Origin of the sequence: Cytobacillus pseudoceanisediminis, from assembly GCF_023516215.1 — a bacterium.
Classification (GTDB): domain Bacteria; phylum Bacillota; class Bacilli; order Bacillales; family Cytobacillaceae; genus Cytobacillus; species Cytobacillus pseudoceanisediminis.
In genome coordinates, this window is the sequence record NZ_CP097349.1 from 2968649 (window position 1) to 2992907 (window position 24259).

A 24259-nucleotide genomic window follows, 5' to 3' on the forward strand; every position below is an offset into this window, starting at 1 on the left:
GAGTGGTGCCTCCCATTGTTTTTCACTATAATAAGAACAGCAATGTTTAGGAGGGAGCCTTTAATGAGTCAGCCGCTGGAGAAAATCCTTAATATGACAGATATAGATGAGATTACAGAAATGGTCAGTACTTTTTTAAAGAAGCCTGTTGTCATCGAGGATGAACAATTCTCACTGCTGGCCTATAGCTCGTATTATATTGAACATTTTGATTTGGCGAACCAGCAGACCATATTTTCGAAGAGATGGCCCATACCCATTTTGGAGAAATTTATGGATGAAGGCATTGTTGATCAGTTAAAGACAATTCCTGAGCCTTTTAGAATTAAGAAAATGGAAGAAATCGGCCTTAACCAGCGCGTGGTTGTAAGTGCAAAATATAAAGAGCAGATACTGGGTTTTATTTGGGTTCAGGAAATAGAAGACACTCTATCTGAAAGCGAAATGAACTTTCTGCATGATGTTTCCTTCCATATTGGAAAGCTATTATATCAGAAAAACCTGAAAAAACTGCGCAAGGAAGAAGAAAAACATCAATTTTATCAAAAGATTATTGATCGTACCTATCAGACGGAAGATCAGATCAAATGGGAGGCGGCCAATGTTAAAATCATCCTCCCTGAGGCCTTTATCATCAATGTATTTTCTGTCGTGCAGGCAGATGAAGAGATATTTGCGGAATTGAATGAAACCGTTCGGCTGTTTGCAAATGCCCTCAGCCATCCAGCTCACATATTTACAAACCAGCATGAAATTATCGTCATGATCGGCAGCAGTTCCCCTGCACCCGGCAGCCTATCAGAAGACGCACATGAATTAACCAATACCGTTCTTAGCCAATTCAGACCGCAGACTGTGTATGCAGGGATCGGAGGAGAATATTCCTCCATCTTAAAACTGCGCAAAAGCTATGCAGAGGCTCTGGAGGTCATCAAAGCCGCCAAATTCATTGGATCACCTGAAGAATTGCCGTATGAATATAAAAAGCTATGGGTATTCCGTTATTTAGAACCTATTGCTCAGCATAACAGCCTGACTAAATATGTAAATGAAGACCTTTTGAAGCTGCAGAAAAAAGACCTGGAAAGCCAAACCAGCCTGCTGAAGACGCTTGAGGTGTATTTATTAAACAACTGCCGCCTTAAGCCGACAGCGGAACAGCTTTTCATCCATACAAATACTTTAAAATACCGAATGAAACAAATTACTGATTTAACATCCATCGACTTTGATGACTTTAACACAAGATGCCAGCTGTACATTGATTTACAGCTGCTCAAGCGGAAGAAATAAGAGCTGGCTGGCGGAAGCGATTCATGACGACTTTTTCATGTTTGTTTTCCTGATTTCGGCTTCATGAAGCGTCCATGGCGACCATTTTTCCCTTTGCTTCCTGATTTTCGGCTTCATGAAGTGCTCATGGCGACCATTTTTCCCTTTGCTTCCTGACTTTCGGCTTCATGAAGCGTCCATGGCGACCATTTTTCCCTTTGCTTCCTGACTTTCGGTTTCATGAAGTGCTCATGGCGACCATTTTTCTACTGGCTTCCTGGTTTTCAGCTTCATGAAGCGGTCATGGCGACCATTTTTCTCTTTGCTTCCTGATTTTCGGCTTCATGTAGTGCTCATGGCGACCATTTTTCTACTGGCTTGCTGGTTTTCAGCTCATGAAGCGGTCATGGCGACCATTTTTCTCTTTGCTTCCTGATTTTCGGCTTCATGTAGCGCTCATGGCGACCATTTTTCTACTGGCTTCCTGGTTGCCGGCTTCATGCAGCGCTCATGGCGACTATTTTTCTCTTTGCTTCCTAAATTTCGGCTTCACGAGGCATTCTCTTCTATCACCGGCTTTTAAACTTACCTGGATTCTCAACTCTAATAGAAACAACTTCTCCTCAACTTAAACAAAAACGATAGATTTTTAAAGATCCTGCTGAGAGCTTTTTATTTAATGGTTTAACCGGCATGAAGTCGGTGCCTTCCGCAAATTCCTCACCATTGCATATTGGGCATTCCACAATATGATTCACTTCTCTCATCCCCTTCTGCTTATATACAAACCGAGTGGTAAAAGTTCCAAAAGAAATGCCTGTCCCCTCGCCAGGGAGCAGGCATCATTATTGTTCTTCTTTTTCCGGCTTGAATAAAAAGTATGAGATGACCCCTGATAATAGTGCTGCACCAGCTGCTATCAGCAATCGAATCAACAAATCTATTTGCTGATAATCTTTATTAAGCATCCACATTGCAGCTGCAGCTACAAGAATCATTATGGGAATGACAATAAGCTTCCTATTTTTCAAGATTTTTTACATCCTTTCGCGTCGTGCTAACCAAAACTTATTATATAAGAATTAAGCAAAAATAGATAATATCAGCCCCTCTTGCAAACCCTTCCAATTTTCATAATTATTAAACCTTATTTTTTTGCCCTCATTCCCTTTACAAAGGGGCTTTAAGGGCTTTATAATCCCGTTGTTCCACTTTATACGGATCTCGAGAAAACTATAAAAAAGGAGGTTGCGGCGATGCGGCAAAAACTATTTTCTTTTATCATGATAAATCTGGGAGCATTCCTGGTTTCTATAAATGTCCATTTTTTCTTGTCCCCCAATAATTTAGCAACAGGAGGGGTCAGCGGATTGTCGATCATCATGAATGACTTATTTCCGGATTTCTCCATAGGTACTTTCATGATTCTTGTCAACTTGATCCTGTTTGCAGTTGGTTTTATTTTTCTTGGATCAGGCTTTGGGGCAAAAACTATATATGCGAGCTTCGCTTTGTCTTTTTATGTGTGGGTGCTTGAAAAATTCACCCCGATGGCCCATCCGCTAAGCGAAGACTTGCTTATTCAGCTGATCATCGGGCAATGCATCGCCGCGACCGGAATGGCAATTGTCTTTAACCAGCAGGCTTCTACTGGCGGGACAGACATCATCGCCATGATTATTAATAAATACTTAAATATTGAAGTCGGCAGAGGAGTGCTTCTTGCGGATTTATTGATCGCCCTGTCTTCCGCCGTTCTGTTCGGCCCGCAAGTTGGCATGTATGCCTTCTTTGGTGTCATAATTAATGGATTTGTCATTGATTATGCACTTCAGCAATTCAATTCAAACAAAGAAGTTGTTATTATCAGCCGCCACAGTGATGAGATTAAAACCTATATCGTTCATGAACTGGGCAAAGGTGCAACCATCCACTCCGCAACCGGTGCCTTCACATCAGATAAAAAAGAAGTCATTACAACTATCCTGGGGAGAAAAGATTTCACAAAGCTGAAAAGTTACATTACCCAGGTTGATAATAAGGCATTTATCACTGTTCATACGATGAATGAAATTCTTGGCCAAAATTTTAAAAGGCTGGCATAAATGGTAAAGCTTCATCCGCAAAGGATGGAGCTTTATTTTATATGCAGTGGCTTTGCTTTGGGCTTCAATCCATGTAATATTATAGCGAAAACGGAATCATCCTATACGTACGCGGTCCTAGTGGCCGCTTTTTTGTTTGCCTAATTTTGGTTTTAAATAAACCCTATGTGGAAAAAGGGTAGAAAAGGAGGCGTTAGCATGAAAGTTATTGTAATCGGTGCCAATGGAGATGTGGGCGAACATGTAATCAGAAAGCTCGCGGAGAAGAAGCTTGAAGCTCTTGCCGTTGCTGCAAATGAAAACCAAATTGAAGACCTTGTAAAACTGGGTGCATCCCATGCAATTGTTTATGACGAGCAAAAGCTGATCCCCTTTCTTCAGGCATCAGATGCAGTGATTTATTTAACAGGCGTCAATCCTAAAAAACATACGAGCAAAACAGTCATGGTCGATCACCAATCTATTTCAGATATCATCCAATTGGCACAAGAATCCGGTATCAGACGATTTGTGATGATGAGTGCAGTCAAAGCGGAGGAAAGGGAAACGGACCCTTCCCGCAAGATTGCTGCGAAGGATCTTCCAGAAGATATGCTTAAAGCAGCCAATTTGGTCTACACGGTTATCCGGATTGGTCAATTAACTGACAATCCCGGCAGCGGAAAAATTACCCTGTCAGAGAAAATCCATGACCGGGATGCTGAGATTTCGCGTGAGGACGCAGCCGAAGTTCTAGTAGAGTCTATTGATAAAGAAGCTATCTTTCATTCAACCATTGAGGCAGCCTCTGGGGACACCCCTATACGAGAAGCCCTAAGCCAGTTTTAATAGAAGGAGGATAAAATGAGTTTAACAGATTACCTTGTCATTGCATTATTTATATTCATTGCATTGGTTATTTTTGTACCAGTCATTCTATTTATTTATTGGTATGTAAAAGATGACAGGCAAAAACAGCACTCCATACTCAGAAACTTTCCGGTAATTGGGAAGGTGCGATACATCACAGAAAAAGTGGGACCTGAGCTAAGACAATACCTATTCAATAATGATACGGAAGGCAAGCCTTTTTCCAGAAAGGAATACCAGGATGTGGTCAAAGCCGGCAAATATAAAGAAAGACTAATAGGATTCGGCTCTATAAGAGATTTTGATGAAGAAGGGTTCTATATACGCAATACCCTGTTCCCTAAACTCGTTGATGAGATGAAGGTGGATAATACACAGAAAGTTAAAACACGTGTTTATAAAGTCGATGGAGACAATCTTTTTCAAGAAAGGAACACAGCGAAGAAAAATTGGCCGATCCTTACTATCTGCGGGATGAAGATGCGGTTGTGCTGGGCGAAAAAACCTGCCGGCAGCCATTCAGAGTCAAGGGACTTGTAGGACAATCGGCCATGAGCTACGGTTCTCTTGGCGAAAAAGCGATCACTGCACTTTCAAAAGGTCTTGGCCTTGCCGGCGGCACCTGGATGAATACTGGTGAAGGCGGTCTGTCTCAGTATCATCTTGCCGGCAGCCCGGACATAATAATGCAAATTGGCCCTGATATGTTCGGCGTCCGAAAGGCTAACGGGGAATTCTCCTGGGAAGAATTTAAAAAGAAAAGTGAAATACCTGAGGTAAAAGCCTTTGAACTAAAGCTTGCACAGGGTGCAAAAACCCGCGGCGGACATGTTGAAGGTGAAAAAGTAACCGAAGAAATTGCCAGAATCCGGCTTGTAGAGGTTGGCAAAACGATTAACAGTCCAAACCGTTTCTATGAATTTGAGGATGCCCCTTCCATGTTCCATTTTATTGAGGAGCTCCGGAGTGTAGGCGGAAAGCCTGTCGGAATGAAAATAGTGGTAGGAGATCTTGATGCCCTGGAGAGCATGATTTCCTATATGAAGGAGAGCGGCAAAGGCCCTGATTTTATTACAGTTGATGGCGGTGAAGGCGGAACAGGGGCTACTTATCAGGAGCTTGCAGATAGTGTGGGGCTCCCCATCCAATCAGCCCTGACAGTTGTGGATGAAATGCTGAGGGAGTACGGAGTCAGAGACCGTGTAAAAATTATCGCTTCCGGTAAATTAATCACTCCTGATAAAATTGCCATTGCTCTTGCGATGGGAGCGGATCTTGTCAATATTGCGAGGGGCTTTATGATCAGCGTCGGCTGCATCATGGCCCAAGTCTGCCATACAAATCACTGTCCTGCAGGGGTTGCGACAACTGACAAGAAGCTGCAGGATGGATTGATTGTTGATGAAAAGCATTACCGGGTCTGCAACTATGTCATCTCTCTAAGAGAAGGATTATTTAATCTTGCGGCAGCTGCTGGAATCGATAATCCCACCCAATTTGAAAGAAAACATATTGTCCATAAAGATAAATTCGGCAGAGTCTCCCCTATTGAAGATATACTGCATGCAGCCAAACGTGCCCAGCTGCAGAAAGAAAGCTGACAAACTGATGCCTGGTCCCGTCTGGACCGGGTTTTTTGCCCTCTTATTTCTTTAGTTAATAAGCAATAAGATTCACCGCGCGCTCCTTTTTCTTACATAAAAACGGGACTATCGTGTTATTTTGAGGTTATCATTCGAAATCCGCAGGCAATAAAGGTATAATTTAGTTTGGTAAAAAAATAGATTACTAGAAAAAATGTGTTTACATAAGGGAGGATTTTAGGATGGGATGGGTAATCGCCATATTATTTGGTTCAGCAGTTGTGCTGCTCATTTTATCGTTTTTAAAAACGGCGCAATCCAAATCAAATATTGAGCAGCAAATCGATCAGGTTACTTTTACATTAAAAAATGAAATTCATGAACTGCAGCAGCAAATCAGAAATATTGAATTGGATGCTGAGATTACAGCAAAGCAATCCGGGGCAATGAGCGGGCCATCAGAAGAAAGACTTTTGCTTCGCGAGGTACTGGATTTGCATAAACGCGGATATTCGAATGAAAGCATTGCATTAAAAAAACAGCTTACACCTAAAGAGGTCGACCTGATGCTTCTGCCTTATTCAGCGAACAAAGGTGAAAGGAGCATGGTTGCCCAATGACACCAAATACCTTGCGCAGTTTTGCAGCAGGCCTTTTAGCGGCGGCCATCTTGACAGGAAGCGTCTACCTTTTTGGACCTTCTGAAGCAAAAAGTACAGAAAAGCCTTCTGATAAGACAGAGGAAGCAGAAAAGCTGTCAGATAAAGAAATGATTGAATTGCTCGCATCTAAAGGCTACGTCATCAACACTGAAGCTGAATGGAGCAAACAGCTCGCTGCTGCAGCAAAGTCCAGCGAGAAGAAAGATGAAAAAGCAGAAGAGAAAACTGAGGACAAAACTGGCGAAAAAGTTGTTTACCGGACTATTTTAACCGTATCTATGGGAATGACCAGCATTGACGTTGGGAACGCACTTGAAAAAGCCCATATTATTGAAAGCGGAATTCAATTCTATAAAGATGTAGAAAAACGGGGACTTGAGAACGAATTGCGTCCCGGCACATTTGAAATAGAAAGCGGAATGACTACAGACGAGATCATTTCAGTTATATTTAAGTAAGAAAAGCTCCTTTTCGGGTGAAAAGGAGCTTTTTTTCTATATTTCAATAGTAAAAATGACTAATTTGCTGTCATAGGAACCTTTATGTGCGGATAACACAAATTTGTGTGCGGATAGAAATAATTATGTGCGCTCAAAAAAAGAGTCTGCTTACTCTTTCAAAAACCTGCGAAGAATCTGAGCCAGTTCTTCCGGTGCTTCGTACATGCTCATATGCCCGGCAGCTTTAATGGTCAATTGTTTGATGTTAGGCCCTTCAACTGCAAATGACTTTTCTGGAGGGATAATCTGGTCTTTGTCTCCAGCAACAAGTAATACCGGGAGCTTTGTACTTTTCAAGACATGGCTGCGGTCCGCACGAAGTTTCATCGCTTTCAGAGCAGCCTTTGCACCTTCAGAGCTTGTACGATAGCCAATCTCTTTGGCCATTTGAATTTCCTTGGGATGTTTCTCACCGGGCGCAAAGAGCTTGGGCACAAGCCCATCAATAAAGGACTCAATTCCCTCTTTATCAATTTTGCCGGCAGCGATATCCCTTCCTTTCTTTCCTTCTTCTGAATCGGGGCTGGCTGTTGAATGGACAAGAGAAAAAGATTTCAGCATGTCTTCATAAGATTCAGCAAATGCAAGGGTTACGTAGCCGCCCAATGAGTGTCCGAAAAGAGATACTTTATCAAACCCCAGCTCATCTATAGCCCCTTTGATCACTTCAGCCATCTTTTCAATTGACAGTTCACCGGCCGGCAAACTTGACCCCCCATGTCCTGGAAGGTCCACCGCAATGACGCGAAAATCCTCCGCCAAAATTGGAATCATCCTTGCCCAATAATCTTTGCTGCCGCAAAAACCATGCAGCAATACCAGCGGCTCACCTGTGCCTTCATCATAATATGAGATGGCTGTTCCATTTACATTTTTTATTTTTGCATCCATTCAGAAAAAACCTCCTTTATTTCGCGAGTAAATCCTGATATTCGCTCTTTCGGTCAAAAACAGCTTTAGCATATGAGCAGGCAGGAACAATCTTATACCCTTTGATGCGCGCCTCCTGAACGACACTTTCCAGCAGTTTTCCGGCAACTCCCTGACCGCGCAGAGATTCACTTACATATGTATGGTCTATGGTTATGACGGAATCGCCGCTTGGAATATAGGTGATTTCAGCAATCATATTCCCTTCATCATCATTCATAAAAAAACGGTTTTCTTCTTTTTGTATATCTTTATTCATCGCATTTCCTCCTTTATTTAAATATTTCCTTATACTTGATGTTAACATACTGTCTTCAAAATTATCTGAATGTCCTTTCCTATATCTTCCCTGCTAAATAAAACTTTTAAACTTTAGTTTTCTTACTATGCTTTTACATTGCTGCTATTGCTGCTTAGGGAATCAACTTTCAGCACACTTTTATGAACCAAAAGAACTCCCTTTCTGCTATTAAAACAGAAAGGGAGTTCTTTGCCTAAAATACCTTACTATGCAATTACTCTATACCAGCGGTAAATAAGATATCCTCTATTTCTTTGTATCCTTTTCTTCTGGCGAGCTCAATCGGCTTCACACCATATTGGTCTGTAAGGCTTGTATCGGCCCCGTGTTCAAGCAATATCCTTATGATGGCCTGCTGGGTTTCTCCTCCATCATTCAAAACAATGGCTTCAATCAAAGGTGTCCATCCGCAATAATTGGTATGGTTTACGTTTATATCTGTAGATGTTAAAAGCTCACGAACCACCTCTATATGTCCCTTTTCGCAGGCTGGAGTAATACCCACTCCGCCAAATCTCGTTAAGAGATTAATATCTGCCCCAGCGCTAATCATCATTTTAACTAACTTCAAATCTCCATGAATGCATCCATATAAAAATGGGTTTAAGCTGGTTTGATCTTGAAGATTAATATCTGCCCCTGACTCCGCCAGAAAATGAACCATATCATAATGCTTATTTATCGAAGCAATCAAAATGGCCGTTCGTTTTTTCTTATCCTGAAGATTAATATTAATGCCGCTCTCTAGACAGGCTTTCAAACAGTCAAGGTCACCATTTTCTGCTGCGTCGAATAGCACAAGGCTATCATCAATTTTTAACATATGATCCTCCATAAAATATGGTATTTATATCAGGAAACGTTTTTATGTCAGCTGTCCTGCTACAACTTTCCCTCTAAAAATTACCGCTTCTCTTTTAGGTGTTCTCGCAACTGCTTCTGCCGAACACGAAGCATCGACAAGTACCAAGTTTGCTTCTTCTCCCTCAAGCGGCCAACTCATCTCTCCATCCTTGTTTAATGGGACAGGACCCCCAGTGGCCCATTTTAATGATTGTGCCAGAGAAATTTCATCGCTCTTACGGTAAAGCTCACCATATCTCGTTACTTTTTCCAGCAGATCTCCAGTCCCGAAAGGTCCCCATGAATCATAGAAACCATCGCATCCCAGATAAATATTTACACCTTTTCTGTCCAAGAGTTCAATTGGTGGAAGAGATTTTGTTATAGGAATAGTGGACATGATCGACATTCCAAGCTCATTCAATCTTTCCGCCATTTCTTCTGCTTGCGGGACTGGTACTTCCCCTAAACAAAATGCATGGCTTACAGCAGCACGATTGTGCCACTTTGCTTCTTCTATCATTTCAGCAAATTTATCAATTGTATATAGCCCTACATGTCCTCCATCATGTAAATGGATATCTATATCTGCATCAAATTCTGTACTCAGATTCATGACTTCATAAAGTGACTTTTCAATATTACGGTCAATTCCTGCAGGATCAAGACCGCCTACAATGCTGGCTCCAGATCTCATCGCTTCTTTCATGAGAGGAATTACATGTTCCCTTAAAAGACCGTGTTGAGGGAAAGCTACAATTTCGAATGTCAGTTTGTCGGAATAGTCTTCTAAAGCTTCTCTTACGCCCTCCAGGTTCTTCAAGCCAATATAAGGATCAATATTTACATGGGTACGAATGTGAGTTGATCCCTTAGAAAGGAGAAGCTCAATCATTTTGCTTGCCCGCTGCCTGGCTGTAGGCGCCAATTCCTCAAGCTCCATTGCTTCATACCTTAAACGTTCCTCTAAATTTTTGACCGGCCTGCAAGCCTTCCAATCAAGAGAAAGATAGGTCTTATCAAGATGGTTGTGCATCTCTTTAAAAGATGGCAGTGCCAAAAACCCTCTTCCATCCACTGTATTTTCATTTTTCGAAATTTCATATCCGCTGCTCTGTTTTTCTATTACTTTTCCATCTTCAATTTTCAAATGAAATAGTTCAGTTTTTGTAGTATAAACTCCCTTTTCATCCTTGAGGTATCCAGTTTCAAGCTTAATGTTTGTTAACCAATGGGACTTAGGCATTACTTAACCCTCCTTTTTGCTCTTAAGCTATGAATTTATTATGTTTAGTTCAGTTCGTTTGCTTTCAACCTTATTGCCTTTGAAAAATAATGACTCAACCGGTGCTCTTCTTGCAATTGCCTCTGCTGAACATGTCGCATCAACAAGCATCATCGTTGCATCGTCGCCGACTTTTGGCCAAACCCTTTCACCAGCTTTATTCAGGGGAGTAATACCGCCAGTTGCAAACTTCAAGACTGATGATAAAGAATATTCATCAATCATTCGGAACCTTTCCGCAAGGGTCCCCAGTTTCTGTATGGTGTTTCCTGTTCCGAACGGGGACCAGTGATCGGTGATGCTGTCATGGCCTACTGAAACGGGAATACCATAACGATCAAGGGCAGGAACTGGAATAGTTGTACGATTAATTGGAATGGTAGTGGTCACGTCAATTTCCTGCTCTTTTAATATTGCCGCCATCTCAGCCAATGCTTCTCCGGACAGGTCGGCTAAAGCAATTCCATGGCTAATTGTTGCTCTTCCTGCCATGCCTGCTTCTTTTGTATAATCTGCCATTCTCTCAAATGTAAAAGCTCCCAATGAGTTAGGATCATGAAGATGGATATCGACTCCCTTATTATGCTCTGCTGCAATTTCAAAAATGGTATGCAGGGACTTTTCAATGTTTCTGTCCACGGTAGCTGGATCCACACCGCCAACCAGGGTGGCACCATTTTTCATAGCATCACGAATTAACTGAACAGAGCCGCTCCTCAGCAGTCCATGCTGCGGAAACGCAACAATGTCATATGTAAGGACATCTTCATATTTTTTTAGTGCATTGACAGTAGCTTCCAAGTTTTTCAGGCCAATTACAGGGTCAACATTACAATGTGTGCGAATGTGGGTATGGCCATTTTCCAAATATAGCTCTATCATTTTTTCAGCACGTTCTTGTGCGGTTGGGAGAAGCTTTGGCAGAAGTTCCTTTTCCTCTTCTAATCTAGTGAAAATGCCATTTGTGATTGGTGTACAGGCTTTCCATGGCCCGCCGTAATAGGTTTTGTCAATATGAATGTGCATATCTCTTAAAGAAGGAAGCAGAAGCTTCTGTTTTGCATCAAGTTGGTTTTCATTAGAATCTGGGGCAAGCAGTGAAATTTCTGCAATTTTTCCAGCTTCGATTTTCAAGTGGCAAATTTCTGTGCTTGTCCCTGTAATTTGTTCATTTTCGTAAATGAATCCTTTTTCTAGCCGAACATTTGTAATCCATAGAGCTGTCATTCTGATTCCTCCTAAAATTGAAAATGAAGGAAAAGCACTTTTGCTTCAAAAGTACTTTTCCGTTTCCCTTTTTAATTTACTTACTTAATTACTGCATCATCAATCATTAAATAATTGGCAGCATTCAGCCAAAAGCCGCTTACATTTTTACTGTGCGCAGCCATATGTTCATAGTTTCGGATTGGAATATAGACCGCATCCTCTAATTCCATTTGCATTACTCTTTCATAAAGATCCTTCCGCTTTGCTTCGTCAGTCTCTCTTCGTGCTTCTTCGATAATTTTGTCTACCTCTGGGTTGCTGTAATAAAAATGGTTTCCAGGAGGTCCCTGTGAAGCAGTATGGAAAAGGTTGTACTGATTATAATCACCATCTCCAGTGGCATTTCCCCATCCTCCGATAAATAGATCATGCTCAGATTTATCAATTGTATCGATATATGCTCCATATTCCATTACTTGAATATCTACCTCAACGCCAATTCCCTTTAATTGCGATTGAATAACTTCAGCCATATTGATGCGTTCTTTTCTATCACTTGTCAGTAATTTAAGCTTAAGTCCGTTTTCATATCCGGCTTCTTTTAACAATTTCTTTGCTTCATTTAGATCATAATCATAAGGCTTAACTTTTTCACTGTGGCCAAACACCTTTGGACTCATCGCGGCATTAGCAAGTGTGCCCACATTGTTATAAACCCCTTTAATGATCGCTTCTCTCTCAACTGCATGGCTGATTGCTTTGCGGACTTTAACATCATCCAATGGTTTTTTCTTCGTGTTAAATCCAATATATTCAACTGCAAGCCCCTCAGCCCGGAGAAGTCCCATCGATTCAGAAGCCTCAATTCGCTCAATTTCTGTAACAGGCACCTGATCATTAATGTGTGCTTCCCCTGTTTCAATCATAGCCAGCCGAGTCGCGTCTTCAGGTACAACCTTAAAAACAACTTCATCAATACTTGGACTTTTTCCCCAATAATTTTCATTTTTCTTCAAGGAAATTTCCTGTCCAGTCTTCCAATTTTCAAAAACAAACGGGCCTGTACCAACAGGTTTCTCTGCAAGCGTCTCCTGGTTTTCGGCCAGCGCCTTTGGACTCATGATGCTTCCTTCACTGCTTGCAAGAATAGAAAGCAGCGGAGCATACGGGTAATCAAGCAATAATTGTACTGTGTATTCATCAATTACTTTTACTTCATTAATCATCGCGAATTTCTCACGCTGAGGCGATCCAGTGTTTGGATCCAGCAAACGATCAAAGGTGGCCTTCACAGCTTCAGAGTTAAACGGTGTACCGTCATGAAAGGATACCCCTTCCTTTAGTTTAAACTCCCAGGTCGTATCATCAATGACATTCCACTCTGTTGCCAGCAGCGGCTGAATGTTCATATCTTTATCTGGTTCCACTAAAGTTTCATATACTTTTTGATAAATAATATTTGCTGAAGGAATGTCTGTAATAAAGTGAGGATCTAATTTTGTTGCATCTGATAAACGGACAACTGTCAATGTACCCCCATCCTTTTTACCTTCGGATTCATTGCCAGCTTCCTGCTCTGTTTTTGTTTGTGTAGAACATGCTGTTGACAGCAGCATCATTAAGCTTAGGAAAATCATTAGCAATCCCTTTCGAAAGTGCTTTCTATCTTTCTCCATTTTTCTCTCCCCTTTTTTAGTAAATAATTCCGGTAATAAACTCAATGTTCACCGTCCCTCCGTAAATGCATATCTGCATTATAGAAGATGATGCACTTAGATATTTACAGAATATTTACTTGATTTTTAAATATTTTGACAACTATTTTAAAAAATATTTACTTTACAGGTAATTTTGATAATTTTAACTAAACGTTTGCAATCCATTCTTCTTTTGAAAGGAGGAAGACTGATTTTCAATTTACTGCTAGTAAAAAAATCTTTTAGGGGGAAATAAGATGACAGTTCAAGTAAAAACGGAGCAGCCAGATATAGCTGTAAAGACATTGATTAGCGGCTCAAAGGAATCTAGAATAAAAGATTTTCTTTCTATATTGATGCAAAATAAAGCAGCACTTGCTGGGGCTATTATTATTTTTGTTTATCTGTTAATGGCGGCATTTGCACCGCTGCTGGCTCCATATAGCCCATACGAAATTGATTTGGAAAATAAGCTGACTCCTCCATCTGCAGACCACTGGATGGGAACAGATGATAAAGGAAGAGATATTTTAAGCCGGATTCTATATGGTTCAAGGCTTTCAATGGGGGTCGGATTTGCTGCTGTGTTATTCGGAGCATTTTTCGGAATCATTTTTGGTCTTGTAGCTGGGTATTATGGCAAATGGGTTGACACCATTATCATGAGGATGATGGATGTTATGCTTGCATTCCCAGGGATTCTCCTTGCTCTAGCAATTATTGCAGCACTGGGTCCAAGTCTGATTAATGTGACCATAGCAGTAGGAGCTTTTTCTGTACCTTTATTTGCTAGAATCGTCCGGGGATCTACTTTAGAAGTAAAGCGCCTTGAGTATATTGATGCAATCCGATCGCTTGGCGCCTCTGATTTTGTCATTATATCCAGGCATATTTTCCCGAATATTCTTTCACCCATTATTGTTCAAGGGACTCTGCGATTGGCTACCGCCATTCTGTCAGCAGCTGGATTATCATTCCTCGGCCTGGGTGCACAGCCGCCTTCACCTGAATGGGGAACCATGCTCAGCAGCGGGAGGGATTTCTTATTCTCCGCACCTTATATCGCCCTATTTCCAGGTCTTGCCATCTCTATTCTAGTTCTTGGATTTAATATTTTTGGTGATGGTTTGCGTGATGCGTTTGACCCTAGGATGAAAAAATAAAAGCTTTGAGGAGGTTATATCTATGCTGATGTTTATATTACGCCGGATTTTACAAACAATCCCGGTCATTATTGGAGTTACTTTTGTTGTCTTCTTTATTATGCAGCTCGTTCCAGGGGATCCTGCAGTACTTCTTGCTGGTGAAGGCGCCTCAAAAGAAACGATTGAAGCTATTCGAGACCAGCTTGGATTAAATCAGCCTTTATATATCCAATACTTCGAATATTTAACGAGTGTGTTTAAGGGGGATTTAGGTGTCTCCTTAAAAAACAGCCAGCCTGTTCTTGATGAAATATTAGTAAGACTGCCAATTACCATTGAACTCGCCTTCTTTAGCATCATTATTACAATCGTGCTGGGAATGGCAGCAGGAATTATTTCAGCTGTTAAACCTTATTCTTTGACCGATGTCAGCGTCATGCTTGTTGCACTCTTAGGAATTTCACTTCCAAGCTTCTGGTTTGGCCTCATGCTTATGTATTTCTTCTCTGTTAAGCTTCAAATTTTGCCGGTTGCAGGATGGGACAGTCTGCTCCATGTCATCTTGCCGGCTATTACCCTTGGAGCAGGAGGAGCAGCAATTGTCGCAAGGATGACCAGATCGAGCATGCTGGAAGTTATTCGCCAGGATTATATTCGGACAGCACGTGCAAAAGGGCTTCGCGAACGAATCATTATTTATAAACATGCACTGAGAAATGCCCTGATTCCAGTGATTACGGTTGTGGGCCTGCAGTTTGGCGCACTCCTTGGAGGCACCGTATTGGTGGAATCGATCTTTGCTATTAATGGACTGGGAAGAATGATTGTCGATGCAATTCGAATGCGTGATCTTCCAATGGTCCAGGGAGGAGTATTATTTGCCTCACTTATTTTCGTAGTTGTGAATTTATTCGTAGATGTCTTCTATCGGTTCTTCAATAAACGCATTGAGCTAAATTAAGTTAAGGGTGGTGACTGGATATGAAAGAAAGTAACAGGCCAATACTTGAAGTAAAAGGATTAAAAACCCACTTTACAACAAAGCGGGGAGTCAGCAAAGCGGTTGATGGCATCGATTTTACACTGCATAAAGGGGAAACGCTGGGAATTGTAGGGGAATCCGGATGCGGGAAAAGTATGACTTCCCTCTCTATTCTCCGCCTCATTCCTTCTCCACCGGGAAAAATTGCCGGGGGTTCCGTTCTTTTTAAAGGAAGAGATTTAGTTACAATGCCAGAGGATGAAATGAGAAAAATTCGCGGGAATGAAATATCTATGATTTTTCAGGAGCCAATGACTTCCTTGAATCCTGTAATCCCGGTTGGGGAACAAATTGCAGAAGCTTTGAGGCTGCACCAAAAGATGGGAAAAAAGCTGCATGGGATAAGTCAGTTGATATGCTGAAGATGGTTGGAATCCCTCTCCTGAAAAACGAGCGAAACAAGAACCGTTCCAATTGAGCGGAGGGATGCGCCAGCGTGTCATGATTGCTATGGCTCTTGCATGTACACCTGAGGTATTAATAGCAGATGAGCCAACCACTGCCTTGGATGTTACGATTCAAGCGCAAATACTGGAGCTGATAAAAGAGCTGCAAACAAAAATAGGAATGGGTGTTATCATGATTACCCACGATTTGGGAGTTGTGGCAGAAACTTGTGATAAGGTAGCGGTAATGTATGCCGGAAATATAGTCGAGCATGCTTCTACAGAGCAAATATTTGCTGATCCAAAGCACCCTTATACGCAAGGGCTATTGAACTCATTGCCCAAAATCCATGAAGATCAGGAAGAACTAATTACGATAGATGGCAGTGTCCCCAGCCCTTACAATATGCCTGGCGGATGCCGGTTCGCCTCTAGATGCCCTTATGCGGAAGATATATGTGCTGCACACCAGCCTGATCTTGTTTCCTATTCTGAAGATATTAAAGTAAGATGCTGGAAATACACCGACAAGTGGACTGGCAAAAGAGATAAAGAAGGGGTTGTCTAACGTGGAAACGACAGCAGAAAAAAATATCATCTTGCATGTAGATCGATTAAAACAATATTTCCCGGTTAAAAAAGACTCTATCTTCAAGCCAAAGGCATATGTAAAGGCGGTAGACGATATTTCATTTGAGCTTTTTGAAGGTGAGACATTAAGTATAGTTGGGGAGTCCGGATGCGGGAAATCAACAACCGGACGTGCAATTTTAAGGCTTGATGAACCTACTGACGGAAAGGTTCTTTATATGGGGAAAAATATTTTAACGTTAAATAAAAAGGATATGAGAAAACTTAGAGGTGATTTGCAGGTTATATTTCAAGATCCTTTTGCTTCTCTTAATCCCCGGCAAATGGTGAAGCAAATTTTAAATGAAGCCATGGCCATTCAGAATGTGGTTGAAAAATCAAGGCGAAAGGAAAGAATGCTGGAACTGCTTGGCTATGTCGGACTTCCTCCAGAAGCACTTGACAGATATCCGCATGAATTTAGCGGCGGCCAGCGCCAGCGTATTGGAATCGCCAGAGCATTGGCCGTTAATCCAAAATTAATCATTTGTGATGAAGCTGTATCTGCCCTGGATGTATCTATCCAGGCACAAATTCTCAATTTATTAAAGAAGCTGCAAAAGCAGTTTAAATTGACCTTCCTTTTTATCTCTCATGACCTTAGTGTCGTCAGGCATATTTCAGACAGGGTTATGGTGATGTATCTGGGAAAAGTGGTCGAGATTGCAGAGAAAAAGAAATGTTCGACTCTCCGCTTCACCCGTATACAAAAGCACTGCTCTCGTCTATTCCAGTTCCGGATCCAACTTTAAAAAGGGACCGCGTCATATTAAAAGGAGATGTTCCATCACCGATTGATCCTCCTGGAGGCTGCAGGTTTCATACACGCTGTCCTTTTGCTGTTGAAAAATGCAAGCAAGAGGAACCTCCCCTTAGGGAGCTGGTTAATAATCACTTTGTAAGCTGTCATATCGCTGAAACTCTTCCAGTTTAATACAAATACCTCTATTTTGTATAAAATGTTATATTAAAAAAGGGATAGGTTATTATACCTCCCTTTTTTAATACTTAAGGAGAAACGAACCACATGCTGCCTATTGAATCATTCTCCATATACATTATGTTTTGTGTTCTGGTTCCGCTGGCGGGAGCCTTTACCCTGCTATTTTTATTTGTTTTTGAAAAAAGAATTGATTTACTTGAGAGGCAAAAAAGAGAAATAGCGTTAGAAAGTGAACTTCAAACAGCTTTATACAATCAATTAAACCAGGAAATCCAGCCGCATTTCTTTTTTAATACCTTAAACTCCATCCTGGCTCTAGCTAGGCTGGACCGTAAAGCAGAATTAATACGGTCCATTGAAACCCTTTCAAAACTGCTAAAATTTAAATATCGGACTTTAAATAATTTCATATCAATTGAAGATGAGCTTACTTATGTTAATTACTATCTGGAGATACAGAAAACAAGATTTAGAGATCGTCTTCATTATGAAATTCATTTGGACAACCATGTGAATAATGCCATTATCATTCCCTTTTTAATACAAACACTTGTGGAAAATGCTTTTAAGCATGCCTTTGAAAGACATATTGGCGAGGCCTTATTAAAAATAAAAATAATAAAGATCGAATCAGCGATTCATGTTTCAGTGTGGAACAATTCTTTAGAGCGCTATGAAACAAGTCCCCAGGATGGCGGCGTGGGGCTGGAGAATATAAAAAGAAGACTTGAACTATTATTTCCCAATGATGAAACTTCTGTGCAATTAACAGACCAGGGAGATGGAACAGCAGTTTTGGCTATATTCCCCCACGTTATTATGTCAGAGAAATTGGAAGGAGAAAGGATGCAATGAATATTCTGCTTGTAGATGATGAACTTATAGAATTGGAACAGCTGGAATATCTCATCAAAAAGAAATTTCCCAATTGGATTCTTTTTAAGGCTCAGGATGCCTCACAAGCTCTTCAAATTATAAAAAAGCACGACATCTTTCTCGCTTTCCTTGATATTCAGCTCCCAGGCAAATCAGGGTTAGATTTAGCTATGGAGCTTTCCGCAGCTGGTGATATGGACTTAATCATGGTTACAGCCTATCAAAACTTTGATTATATTCAAAAATCACTCAGGCTTGGAGTAGTTGATTATATTACAAAGCCCGTCATTGAAGAGGAGTTAATGAGCGTTTTGCGGAGGTATGAACGAATTGGCAGCTACTCTGAGCAAATTGTTAAGGCTTTGCAAATTATTCAAAAGGAATACAATGAAAAGCTTACTTTAAATTATTTAGCATCTAAAATTCATATCAATTCAGCTTATCTGAGCAGAAAATTTCACGAGGAAGTAGGAATGGGCTTTTCCGAATACTTAAATGACTTTCGATTAAAACAGGCACAAAAAATGCTGATTGAAAGCCCTGAATTAAGCATTAGCACCATTTCAGAAAAGTGCGGATTTAACAGTCAGCACTACTTTAGCCAAATCTTTCGGAAAATGACTGGCCAATCACCCAGGGATTACCGCATGAAGGAGACTTCACAATGAAGAAAACCGATTTTCAATACTATATTGGCGGAGCATTTCAGCTGGGAATCGGTTTTGGTGTTGTGAGTCTTTTGTCAAGATGGGTAACAGGCAATACCATTCTTTCATCTCCCGAAACATTAATAAAGTATGGGTTAACCGGAGGAATCGGCTATTCCCTTATGGGGGCTCTTGCACTCATTTTATTTGGAATATTAGCAAAAAAGATTCGAGATCGGTTTCATGACCAGCAAACGATAGGTGATGTATTGCGCAAAAGATTGACTCCACCCGGTTACTGGTTCATGATTTTTATTCTTCTCGTAATTAGTTTCCATTCTATATTCGTTCAAGCTATGGGGGCAGGAATCCTACTGCACATGATTTTTCCCCTGCCTGTTTTTTCTGTTATGGTTTTCTTTTTATTGTTTTGTTTTTTTATTGGGGGAGCAGGGGGCATGCAAAGAATCCATCAGCTTGCAGGCATTAATGTCGTGCTCATATTCAGCGCTGTCATCATCATCCCTGTTTACTTTTATATCCAGGAAGGTGTATATCCTGTTTATGAAGGCATTAAATTATATCATCCATACATCCTTTACGTTAAAAACACGGAAGCTATTTTGTTTATTTTCACAGCTATTTTAATTGGCTTTGGACAAGTAATTATTGATCGTGCCTCATGGCAAAGAGTTTTTATTATAAAAAAAGAAAAGCTGAGAATTACTTTTACACTAGCGGGTTTAATTTGGGCAACTATTCCTCTTGCATTATCATCTTTGATCATGATTATTATTTTTGGAAGAAGCTATGATTCCATATATTCCTTGTTATTTGAGTTAATAGGAAAAATCAATTCAACATTGCTTATTGTTTTATTTGTCCTGTTTTGCTTCAGTGCCATTTCATCTGCAATTAGTGCAGAATTACATGCTGTTGTCACATTGATCATTAAAAATATCGTCGGGATGCTTCGCCCCCTCAGCAATAAAGAAAAATGGGGATTCACCTATCTGTTTTCCGGAGCCATGTGTTTATTATTACTTATTATAGTTAGTATCCTGCCTCCATCTCCTATCGAACTGCTGTTTTTTTCGGTAATACTTATGCTTCCATGATTGTTCCCATGCTGTATATTATCCTTGGCAGTAAAACCTTGCCTGCCCTTATTCCCCTTGCATCTATTATTGGGACTGCCGGGGGTTTGCAGCTTTGCCTATTATGGAAAATCTTCTTACGATTTGGATCAGCTTTTCCCTGTCCAGCTTAATTTGCTTAGGTTATTTCATTTACAATCTATTAAGAACGAAGCTGACTGTGAAAGTTTAGCCGGGGTGCTTGTTTGTTATGAACATAAATTGGATCTAATTATACATATCGCTCTCTTCCAGAAAACTGGCTGAGAGCGATACACTTTTTAAAAGACTACAGCCTGCAAGTCAATATCTTGTTATATCCATTGGCAAAGACCCGGCTGCAAATCCAACAAATAAAAACCTGTCCTTCCCGGTATTGCGCATTCCATGAATCTGATTAGGCTTAGCAAGGATCACCATGCCTTTACCTATTTGAATTTCATTCTCCAAGTCAGGAAAGTAGGTTCCTGTTCCCTCCATACAAACCCATATATCATCAACATTGGAGTGAGAATGCAAGTATACCTCCTGTCCAGGTTCCAGACACCAGACAGCTCCTGCCGTTTTATCAGTTTCATAAAAATAGTTCTTTTGCGGTTTATCTGAATCGAACTTTGCTATTTTATCGATTTCAAAAACTCTTTCTTCCATAATCTTCTGTATGTTTGGCACCGCTATTTCTCCTCTCCTGTAATTTTTTATAGTTCCGCATCCCGATTGCAATCTTTTGAGTAGATATATGTTAAATTTTCTCTCCCTATAGCGTACGCTGCCTGGTGAACATAAGGGCCCATGAAAATATAATCGCCTTTTTTTACTGGAATCCACTTGTTATCGAGATTATACATCCCTTCTCCGGAAAGGATATATGCTCCGTGTTCCTGAACATGTGTTTCAATAAACGGGTGGCTCGCAGCAGGATCGAACGAAAGGATATGAAAATTCATATCAAAATCTAAATCAGCAGGCAACAGATCTTTAATGTTGACATTATGCATATCATCGTAGTTCCTGAATTCTATTCTATTTGCATGTCCTGATATAACCCAGGGCTTTCTCCCTTCAAGACGGCGATATTTCTGCTTGTATAAGAAGAGCTTAGAATCCCCATCATTCATATTTTCTAAGTACATTTTCACTCCCGGCGGACAATAAAGGTATCCGCTTTCCTCTAAGATAAATTCTTTTTCATCTGCTGAAGCTTTTATTTTCCCCTCCAGTATGTAAACAAATGTCTGTACTTCCTCCTGTCCGCCAAAGCCTTCTTTATTTCCGCCTTCTTTTTTCATTGTCACATGATAGTCGACAAAGCTTGCCCCAAGCTTAGGAGAACCTAAAATCGAAATATGGCAATGATGAAATCCAGGAATAACATTGTTCACTAATCCTTCAGGTGCAATTAAAGCATATTTTCCATGTTCTATTACAGACCTGCTCGATAATAAATCTTTTGGATAACCCATATATAACTCCCCTTTTCATTAATATTATTTATAAGCCAGTTCATATAAAGTGCTGATCAGTGCTTGAACTCCCTCAGCTAAATCAGCAGGCGCAGTATATTCACCAGGGTTATGGCTAATGCCCTTTTCGCTCGGCACAAAAAGCATAGCCGCCGGAATGGACGGTGCAAAAATTTGTGCATCATGGCCAGCACCACTATGCATTACTTTATAGCTCAAATTTTTCTCCTTGCACTTCTTTTCAATCAATTCTGTAATTTCAGGATCCATTGGGACCGGGTCCGTATCAAGCCATTTTTCAATGACCGTTTCAACCCCATGCTCTCGTGATATATCATTTATGTTTTCTATAAATCTTTCAGTAAAATGGGACATCGTATTTTTATCAATATGGCGCAGGTCTAAAGTAAACGCAGCTTTTCCCGGCACCACATTTGCAGTGTTGGGTGAAATATCAATCCTCCCAACGGTTGCTACAAGCGGATCGCCATATTGCTTTGCCATATTTAGTGTTTCATGTATCATTTGGCTGGCAGCATATACAGCATCTTTTCGATATGCCATGGGTGTTGTTCCAGCATGATTGGCTTGACCTTTTACTTCAATTGTAAAACGCCTTTGCCCAACGATGCATTTCACAATACCAACAGATTTTTTCTCAGTTTCAAGGACATTTCCCTGTTCGACGTGGATTTCAACGAATACCTTCAAATCCTGCCGCGGAGATTTTGTTTCATCCCTATAGCTGAACCCCGCCTCACCCATGGCTTCAGAAAAAATTACTCCATTTGAATCTGTAAGATTTTCAACATCTTTTTTATATGCGTATCCGGCAATATTCTTTGAACCCCAAAAGCAATAAGGAAATCTGCTTCCTTCTTCTTCTGCCAGTGAAACAACCTCGAGATTGCGTTCTGGAGTCCCATAATGATCTTTCAAATAAATTAAAGCCAGTATCCCAGCTACTATGCCAAATTGGCCGTCAAACAACCCGCCATTTTTCACGGTATCAATATGCGACCCAGTTAAAACGGTTTCTGTCTGATTTACCCCTTTAGTATTCCGCTGAGATTTCCAACTTCATCAAACTTTACTTCCAAACCCTCAGTTTCCATCCATCTCTTCAAAGCTTGCTGAGTGTCCGTCCATTGTTGGGAATATAGAAGACGGGTAATTCCTCCTTCTGGGTCCTTTGCAAATGAGCCCAGCCATTCAAGCCTTTTCACAATATTTTTTGCTAAATTTTCATATTCAAGTTTCCCCTGCAAATTGATTAAGTCTGTCATACCCAGTTCCCCTATCTATAATCTTTCTGCGGACTTTTTAATTTCAGATCATATTCAAAGTTGACCTGCCATTTTTTAACTTAAGGGCTTTTCCGAGTGGTTTCCCAACAATCCCCTGATCCAAATCATATACAATCTTGCCGCGGACAAGGGTTTTGGTTATCCGGCAATTAATCATCCTTCCAATGTATGGGCTATGCTTATGCCGATAATATAGGCCTTCCTCCTCAACAACATAGGAACGATTAGCATCAATGAAGATGATATCTGCATCCATTGATACTGCTATTTCTCCTTTATTGGGAATGTTAAAACGTTCAGCGGGATTAGAAGAAATCATCCTTGCAAAATGAGTGATTGGCAGTTTTCTTTTCAAAACCGCTTCATCAAACATTAAATCAACGCTGTTTTGACACCCTGTGATTCCTCCCCACACTTCGAAAAAATTATTTGAAGGACTATGCTTCATTTCAGGCGGACATGGTGAATGATCAGATGTTAACATATCAATCTTGCCTTCTATTAACTTTTTCCAAAGCCTTTCTTGTTCCTCTATACTTCGCAGTGGAGGAGAACATTTGGCAGCCGGGCCAATTTTCTCAAGCTGTTCAGCTGATATCGTAAAATAATGGGGACAGGATTCAAGAGAGACATCCTGACCCGCGCTTCGGGCCTTCATAATTTCTTCTACCGCTTCTGCGGTGCTAATGTGCACAAAATGAATAGGGCACTTCGTTTCTTTTCCAAAATAAAGGGCGCGTTTCACTGCTTCAACCTCTGTTAAAACAGGCCGTGAAAAGACATAATCTGCTGCTGCTGTCCTGCCCTGTGCGGTTAACTCTTCGCCTAATCGATCAGTAATTTGGGCATTTTCCGCATGAATCGACAAAATTTGACCCAGTTCAGCAATCTTTTTCATCCCCGCAAAAAGGGTATAATCATCCACATTAGAAAAATCATCGGGATTATCCGTTCCACAAGTGGACATAAAGCATTTATAGGCGATAACTCCTTCATCTGAAAGCTCTTCGAGTCTTTCAAGATTGTCTGGAACAAGTCCGCCATAAAATGCATAATCAATATAATTCTTCCCCTTGGCTGCTTCTGCTTTTAATTGCAGTGTATGCCTGTCTATCGTAGCCGGAAGGGCATTCAAGGGCATATCCGCATAGCATGTAGTTCCTCCTGCTGCCAGTGCTTTAGTTCCAGTTATAAACCCTTCCCACTCTGTTCGGCCAGGCTCACAAACATGCACATGAGTATCGATCATTCCAGGCATGACATATTGATCAGAGGCATCGATAATCAGCTCAGCTTCATGGTCAATCGTCTCCGCAATCGCTGCAATTTTTCCATTAATAATGGCAATATCATTGTTAACTACCTCGTTTTTAAGAACCACTTTGCCGCCTTTTATTAACAAATCATAAATCATCGCATTTCCCCCGTTACTTTTAATCTTGTTCTGT

General features: G+C 40.8%; 21 protein-coding genes and 4 pseudogenes. 13 read left to right on the top strand and 12 right to left on the bottom strand.

What is annotated here, in order from left to right:
- The first annotated feature begins 63 nt into the window (after window positions 1-63).
- Entirely contained in the window at window positions 64-1293 is a 1230-nt protein-coding gene (locus M5V91_RS15950; RefSeq protein ID WP_009335812.1) for a PucR family transcriptional regulator, read from the top strand.
- 602 nt (window positions 1294-1895) lie between these two features.
- Here M5V91_RS15950 and M5V91_RS15955 read toward each other — a convergent pair.
- Window positions 1896-2030, bottom strand: coding sequence for a hypothetical protein (locus tag M5V91_RS15955; protein ID WP_019383488.1), 135 nt, complete (start codon window positions 2028-2030; stop codon window positions 1896-1898).
- A gap of 87 nt (window positions 2031-2117) precedes the next feature.
- On the bottom strand, window positions 2118-2303 hold the full coding sequence (locus M5V91_RS15960) for a hypothetical protein (protein ID WP_009335811.1): 186 nt from the start codon (window positions 2301-2303) through the stop codon (window positions 2118-2120).
- A gap of 225 nt (window positions 2304-2528) precedes the next feature.
- On the opposite strand from M5V91_RS15960, the gene M5V91_RS15965 reads away from it, so the two are divergent.
- The 5 genes and pseudogenes from M5V91_RS15965 (at window position 2529) to M5V91_RS15985 (ending at window position 6929) form a co-directional block, all read left to right on the top strand.
- Window positions 2529-3377: a YitT family protein gene (locus tag M5V91_RS15965; RefSeq protein ID WP_217025725.1), complete on the top strand. Its 849-nt coding sequence runs from the start codon at window positions 2529-2531 to the stop codon at window positions 3375-3377.
- A 198-nt stretch (window positions 3378-3575) separates the two neighbouring features.
- The gene (locus M5V91_RS15970) at window positions 3576-4205 is read left to right on the top strand and encodes an NAD(P)H-binding protein (RefSeq protein WP_217025726.1); all 630 of its coding nucleotides are present in this window, start codon (window positions 3576-3578) and stop codon (window positions 4203-4205) included.
- A 15-nt stretch (window positions 4206-4220) separates the two neighbouring features.
- Window positions 4221-5827 (top strand): annotated as a pseudogene (locus tag M5V91_RS15975) (FMN-binding glutamate synthase family protein).
- A gap of 224 nt (window positions 5828-6051) precedes the next feature.
- Window positions 6052-6429, top strand: a complete 378-nt coding sequence (locus M5V91_RS15980; protein ID WP_009335804.1) for a hypothetical protein — start codon at window positions 6052-6054, stop codon at window positions 6427-6429.
- Window positions 6426-6929, top strand: a complete 504-nt coding sequence (locus M5V91_RS15985; protein ID WP_071155935.1) for a hypothetical protein — start codon at window positions 6426-6428, stop codon at window positions 6927-6929. The genes M5V91_RS15980 and M5V91_RS15985 overlap by 4 nt, the downstream gene beginning before the upstream one ends.
- A gap of 150 nt (window positions 6930-7079) precedes the next feature.
- On the opposite strand, the gene M5V91_RS15990 is transcribed toward M5V91_RS15985, so the two are convergent.
- The 6 genes from M5V91_RS15990 to M5V91_RS16015 form a co-directional block, all read right to left on the bottom strand.
- Window positions 7080-7862 carry an alpha/beta fold hydrolase gene (locus M5V91_RS15990; protein WP_217025727.1) on the bottom strand — a complete coding sequence of 261 codons (783 nt, stop codon included), beginning with the start codon at window positions 7860-7862 and terminating at the stop codon, window positions 7080-7082.
- Between the two features lie 16 nt (window positions 7863-7878).
- Window positions 7879-8160: a GNAT family N-acetyltransferase gene (locus M5V91_RS15995; RefSeq protein ID WP_019383480.1), complete on the bottom strand. Its 282-nt coding sequence runs from the start codon at window positions 8158-8160 to the stop codon at window positions 7879-7881.
- Between the two features lie 256 nt (window positions 8161-8416).
- Window positions 8417-9025, bottom strand: a complete 609-nt coding sequence (locus M5V91_RS16000; RefSeq protein WP_009335798.1) for an ankyrin repeat domain-containing protein — start codon at window positions 9023-9025, stop codon at window positions 8417-8419.
- Window positions 9026-9067: 42 nt separating this feature from the next.
- Window positions 9068-10291 (bottom strand): amidohydrolase, encoded by a 1224-nt coding sequence (locus tag M5V91_RS16005; protein WP_251173946.1) that lies wholly within the window; start codon window positions 10289-10291, stop codon window positions 9068-9070.
- Window positions 10292-10318: 27 nt separating this feature from the next.
- The gene (locus M5V91_RS16010; protein ID WP_251156843.1) at window positions 10319-11557 is read right to left on the bottom strand and encodes an amidohydrolase family protein; all 1239 of its coding nucleotides are present in this window, start codon (window positions 11555-11557) and stop codon (window positions 10319-10321) included.
- An 80-nt stretch (window positions 11558-11637) separates the two neighbouring features.
- The gene (locus M5V91_RS16015) at window positions 11638-13215 is read right to left on the bottom strand and encodes a glutathione ABC transporter substrate-binding protein (RefSeq protein ID WP_009335795.1); all 1578 of its coding nucleotides are present in this window, start codon (window positions 13213-13215) and stop codon (window positions 11638-11640) included.
- Between the two features lie 278 nt (window positions 13216-13493).
- Between M5V91_RS16015 and M5V91_RS16020 the strand changes: the two genes are divergently transcribed.
- From M5V91_RS16020 to M5V91_RS16050, 7 genes and pseudogenes are all read left to right on the top strand, one after another.
- Window positions 13494-14399 carry an ABC transporter permease gene (locus tag M5V91_RS16020; protein ID WP_071155927.1) on the top strand — a complete coding sequence of 302 codons (906 nt, stop codon included), beginning with the start codon at window positions 13494-13496 and terminating at the stop codon, window positions 14397-14399.
- 22 nt (window positions 14400-14421) lie between these two features.
- Window positions 14422-15342, top strand: a complete 921-nt coding sequence (nikB, locus tag M5V91_RS16025; protein WP_009335793.1) for a nickel ABC transporter permease — start codon at window positions 14422-14424, stop codon at window positions 15340-15342.
- A 20-nt stretch (window positions 15343-15362) separates the two neighbouring features.
- Window positions 15363-16377, top strand: a pseudogene (locus M5V91_RS16030) (ABC transporter ATP-binding protein).
- 1 nt (window position 16378) lies between these two features.
- Window positions 16379-17373, top strand: a pseudogene (locus M5V91_RS16035) (ABC transporter ATP-binding protein).
- A 93-nt stretch (window positions 17374-17466) separates the two neighbouring features.
- Window positions 17467-18237 carry a sensor histidine kinase gene (locus tag M5V91_RS16040; protein WP_009335790.1) on the top strand — a complete coding sequence of 257 codons (771 nt, stop codon included), beginning with the start codon at window positions 17467-17469 and terminating at the stop codon, window positions 18235-18237.
- Window positions 18234-18926 carry a response regulator transcription factor gene (locus M5V91_RS16045; protein WP_251173948.1) on the top strand — a complete coding sequence of 231 codons (693 nt, stop codon included), beginning with the start codon at window positions 18234-18236 and terminating at the stop codon, window positions 18924-18926. The genes M5V91_RS16040 and M5V91_RS16045 overlap by 4 nt, the downstream gene beginning before the upstream one ends.
- Window positions 18923-20023 carry an SLC5/6 family protein gene (locus M5V91_RS16050; RefSeq protein ID WP_284521339.1) on the top strand — a complete coding sequence of 367 codons (1101 nt, stop codon included), beginning with the start codon at window positions 18923-18925 and terminating at the stop codon, window positions 20021-20023. The genes M5V91_RS16045 and M5V91_RS16050 overlap by 4 nt, the downstream gene beginning before the upstream one ends.
- 321 nt (window positions 20024-20344) lie before the next feature.
- On the opposite strand, the gene M5V91_RS16055 is transcribed toward M5V91_RS16050, so the two are convergent.
- The 4 genes and pseudogenes from M5V91_RS16055 to allB all read right to left on the bottom strand — a co-directional run bounded on the left by M5V91_RS16055 (window position 20345) and on the right by allB (window position 24225).
- The gene (locus tag M5V91_RS16055) at window positions 20345-20713 is read right to left on the bottom strand and encodes a cupin domain-containing protein (RefSeq protein ID WP_251173950.1); all 369 of its coding nucleotides are present in this window, start codon (window positions 20711-20713) and stop codon (window positions 20345-20347) included.
- A 26-nt stretch (window positions 20714-20739) separates the two neighbouring features.
- Window positions 20740-21504 carry a (S)-ureidoglycine aminohydrolase gene (allE, locus tag M5V91_RS16060; RefSeq protein ID WP_009335786.1) on the bottom strand — a complete coding sequence of 255 codons (765 nt, stop codon included), beginning with the start codon at window positions 21502-21504 and terminating at the stop codon, window positions 20740-20742.
- Between the two features lie 24 nt (window positions 21505-21528).
- A pseudogene (gene allC / locus M5V91_RS16065) lies at window positions 21529-22790 on the bottom strand (allantoate deiminase).
- A 43-nt stretch (window positions 22791-22833) separates the two neighbouring features.
- On the bottom strand, window positions 22834-24225 hold the full coding sequence (allB, locus tag M5V91_RS16070; protein ID WP_019383471.1) for an allantoinase AllB: 1392 nt from the start codon (window positions 24223-24225) through the stop codon (window positions 22834-22836).
- Window positions 24226-24259 lie beyond the last annotated feature (34 nt).

Excerpts from the sequence above, each read along its gene's own strand:
- M5V91_RS15950 (WP_009335812.1), top strand. The coding sequence starts at position 64 with ATGAGTCAGCCGCTGGAGAAAATCCTTAATATGACAGATATAGATGAG.
- M5V91_RS15965 (WP_217025725.1), top strand. The coding sequence starts at position 2,529 with ATGCGGCAAAAACTATTTTCTTTTATCATGATAAATCTGGGAGCATTC.
- M5V91_RS15970 (WP_217025726.1), top strand. The coding sequence starts at position 3,576 with ATGAAAGTTATTGTAATCGGTGCCAATGGAGATGTGGGCGAACATGTA.
- M5V91_RS15980 (WP_009335804.1), top strand. The coding sequence starts at position 6,052 with ATGGGATGGGTAATCGCCATATTATTTGGTTCAGCAGTTGTGCTGCTC.
- M5V91_RS15985 (WP_071155935.1), top strand. The coding sequence starts at position 6,426 with ATGACACCAAATACCTTGCGCAGTTTTGCAGCAGGCCTTTTAGCGGCG.
- M5V91_RS15990 (WP_217025727.1), bottom strand. The coding sequence starts at position 7,862 with ATGGATGCAAAAATAAAAAATGTAAATGGAACAGCCATCTCATATTAT.
- M5V91_RS15995 (WP_019383480.1), bottom strand. The coding sequence starts at position 8,160 with ATGAATAAAGATATACAAAAAGAAGAAAACCGTTTTTTTATGAATGAT.
- M5V91_RS16000 (WP_009335798.1), bottom strand. The coding sequence starts at position 9,025 with ATGTTAAAAATTGATGATAGCCTTGTGCTATTCGACGCAGCAGAAAAT.
- M5V91_RS16005 (WP_251173946.1), bottom strand. The coding sequence starts at position 10,291 with ATGCCTAAGTCCCATTGGTTAACAAACATTAAGCTTGAAACTGGATAC.
- M5V91_RS16010 (WP_251156843.1), bottom strand. The coding sequence starts at position 11,557 with ATGACAGCTCTATGGATTACAAATGTTCGGCTAGAAAAAGGATTCATT.
- M5V91_RS16015 (WP_009335795.1), bottom strand. The coding sequence starts at position 13,215 with ATGGAGAAAGATAGAAAGCACTTTCGAAAGGGATTGCTAATGATTTTC.
- M5V91_RS16020 (WP_071155927.1), top strand. The coding sequence starts at position 13,494 with ATGACAGTTCAAGTAAAAACGGAGCAGCCAGATATAGCTGTAAAGACA.
- nikB (WP_009335793.1), top strand. The coding sequence starts at position 14,422 with ATGCTGATGTTTATATTACGCCGGATTTTACAAACAATCCCGGTCATT.
- M5V91_RS16040 (WP_009335790.1), top strand. The coding sequence starts at position 17,467 with ATGCTGCCTATTGAATCATTCTCCATATACATTATGTTTTGTGTTCTG.
- M5V91_RS16045 (WP_251173948.1), top strand. The coding sequence starts at position 18,234 with ATGAATATTCTGCTTGTAGATGATGAACTTATAGAATTGGAACAGCTG.
- M5V91_RS16050 (WP_284521339.1), top strand. The coding sequence starts at position 18,923 with ATGAAGAAAACCGATTTTCAATACTATATTGGCGGAGCATTTCAGCTG.
- allE (WP_009335786.1), bottom strand. The coding sequence starts at position 21,504 with ATGGGTTATCCAAAAGATTTATTATCGAGCAGGTCTGTAATAGAACAT.
- allB (WP_019383471.1), bottom strand. The coding sequence starts at position 24,225 with ATGATTTATGATTTGTTAATAAAAGGCGGCAAAGTGGTTCTTAAAAAC.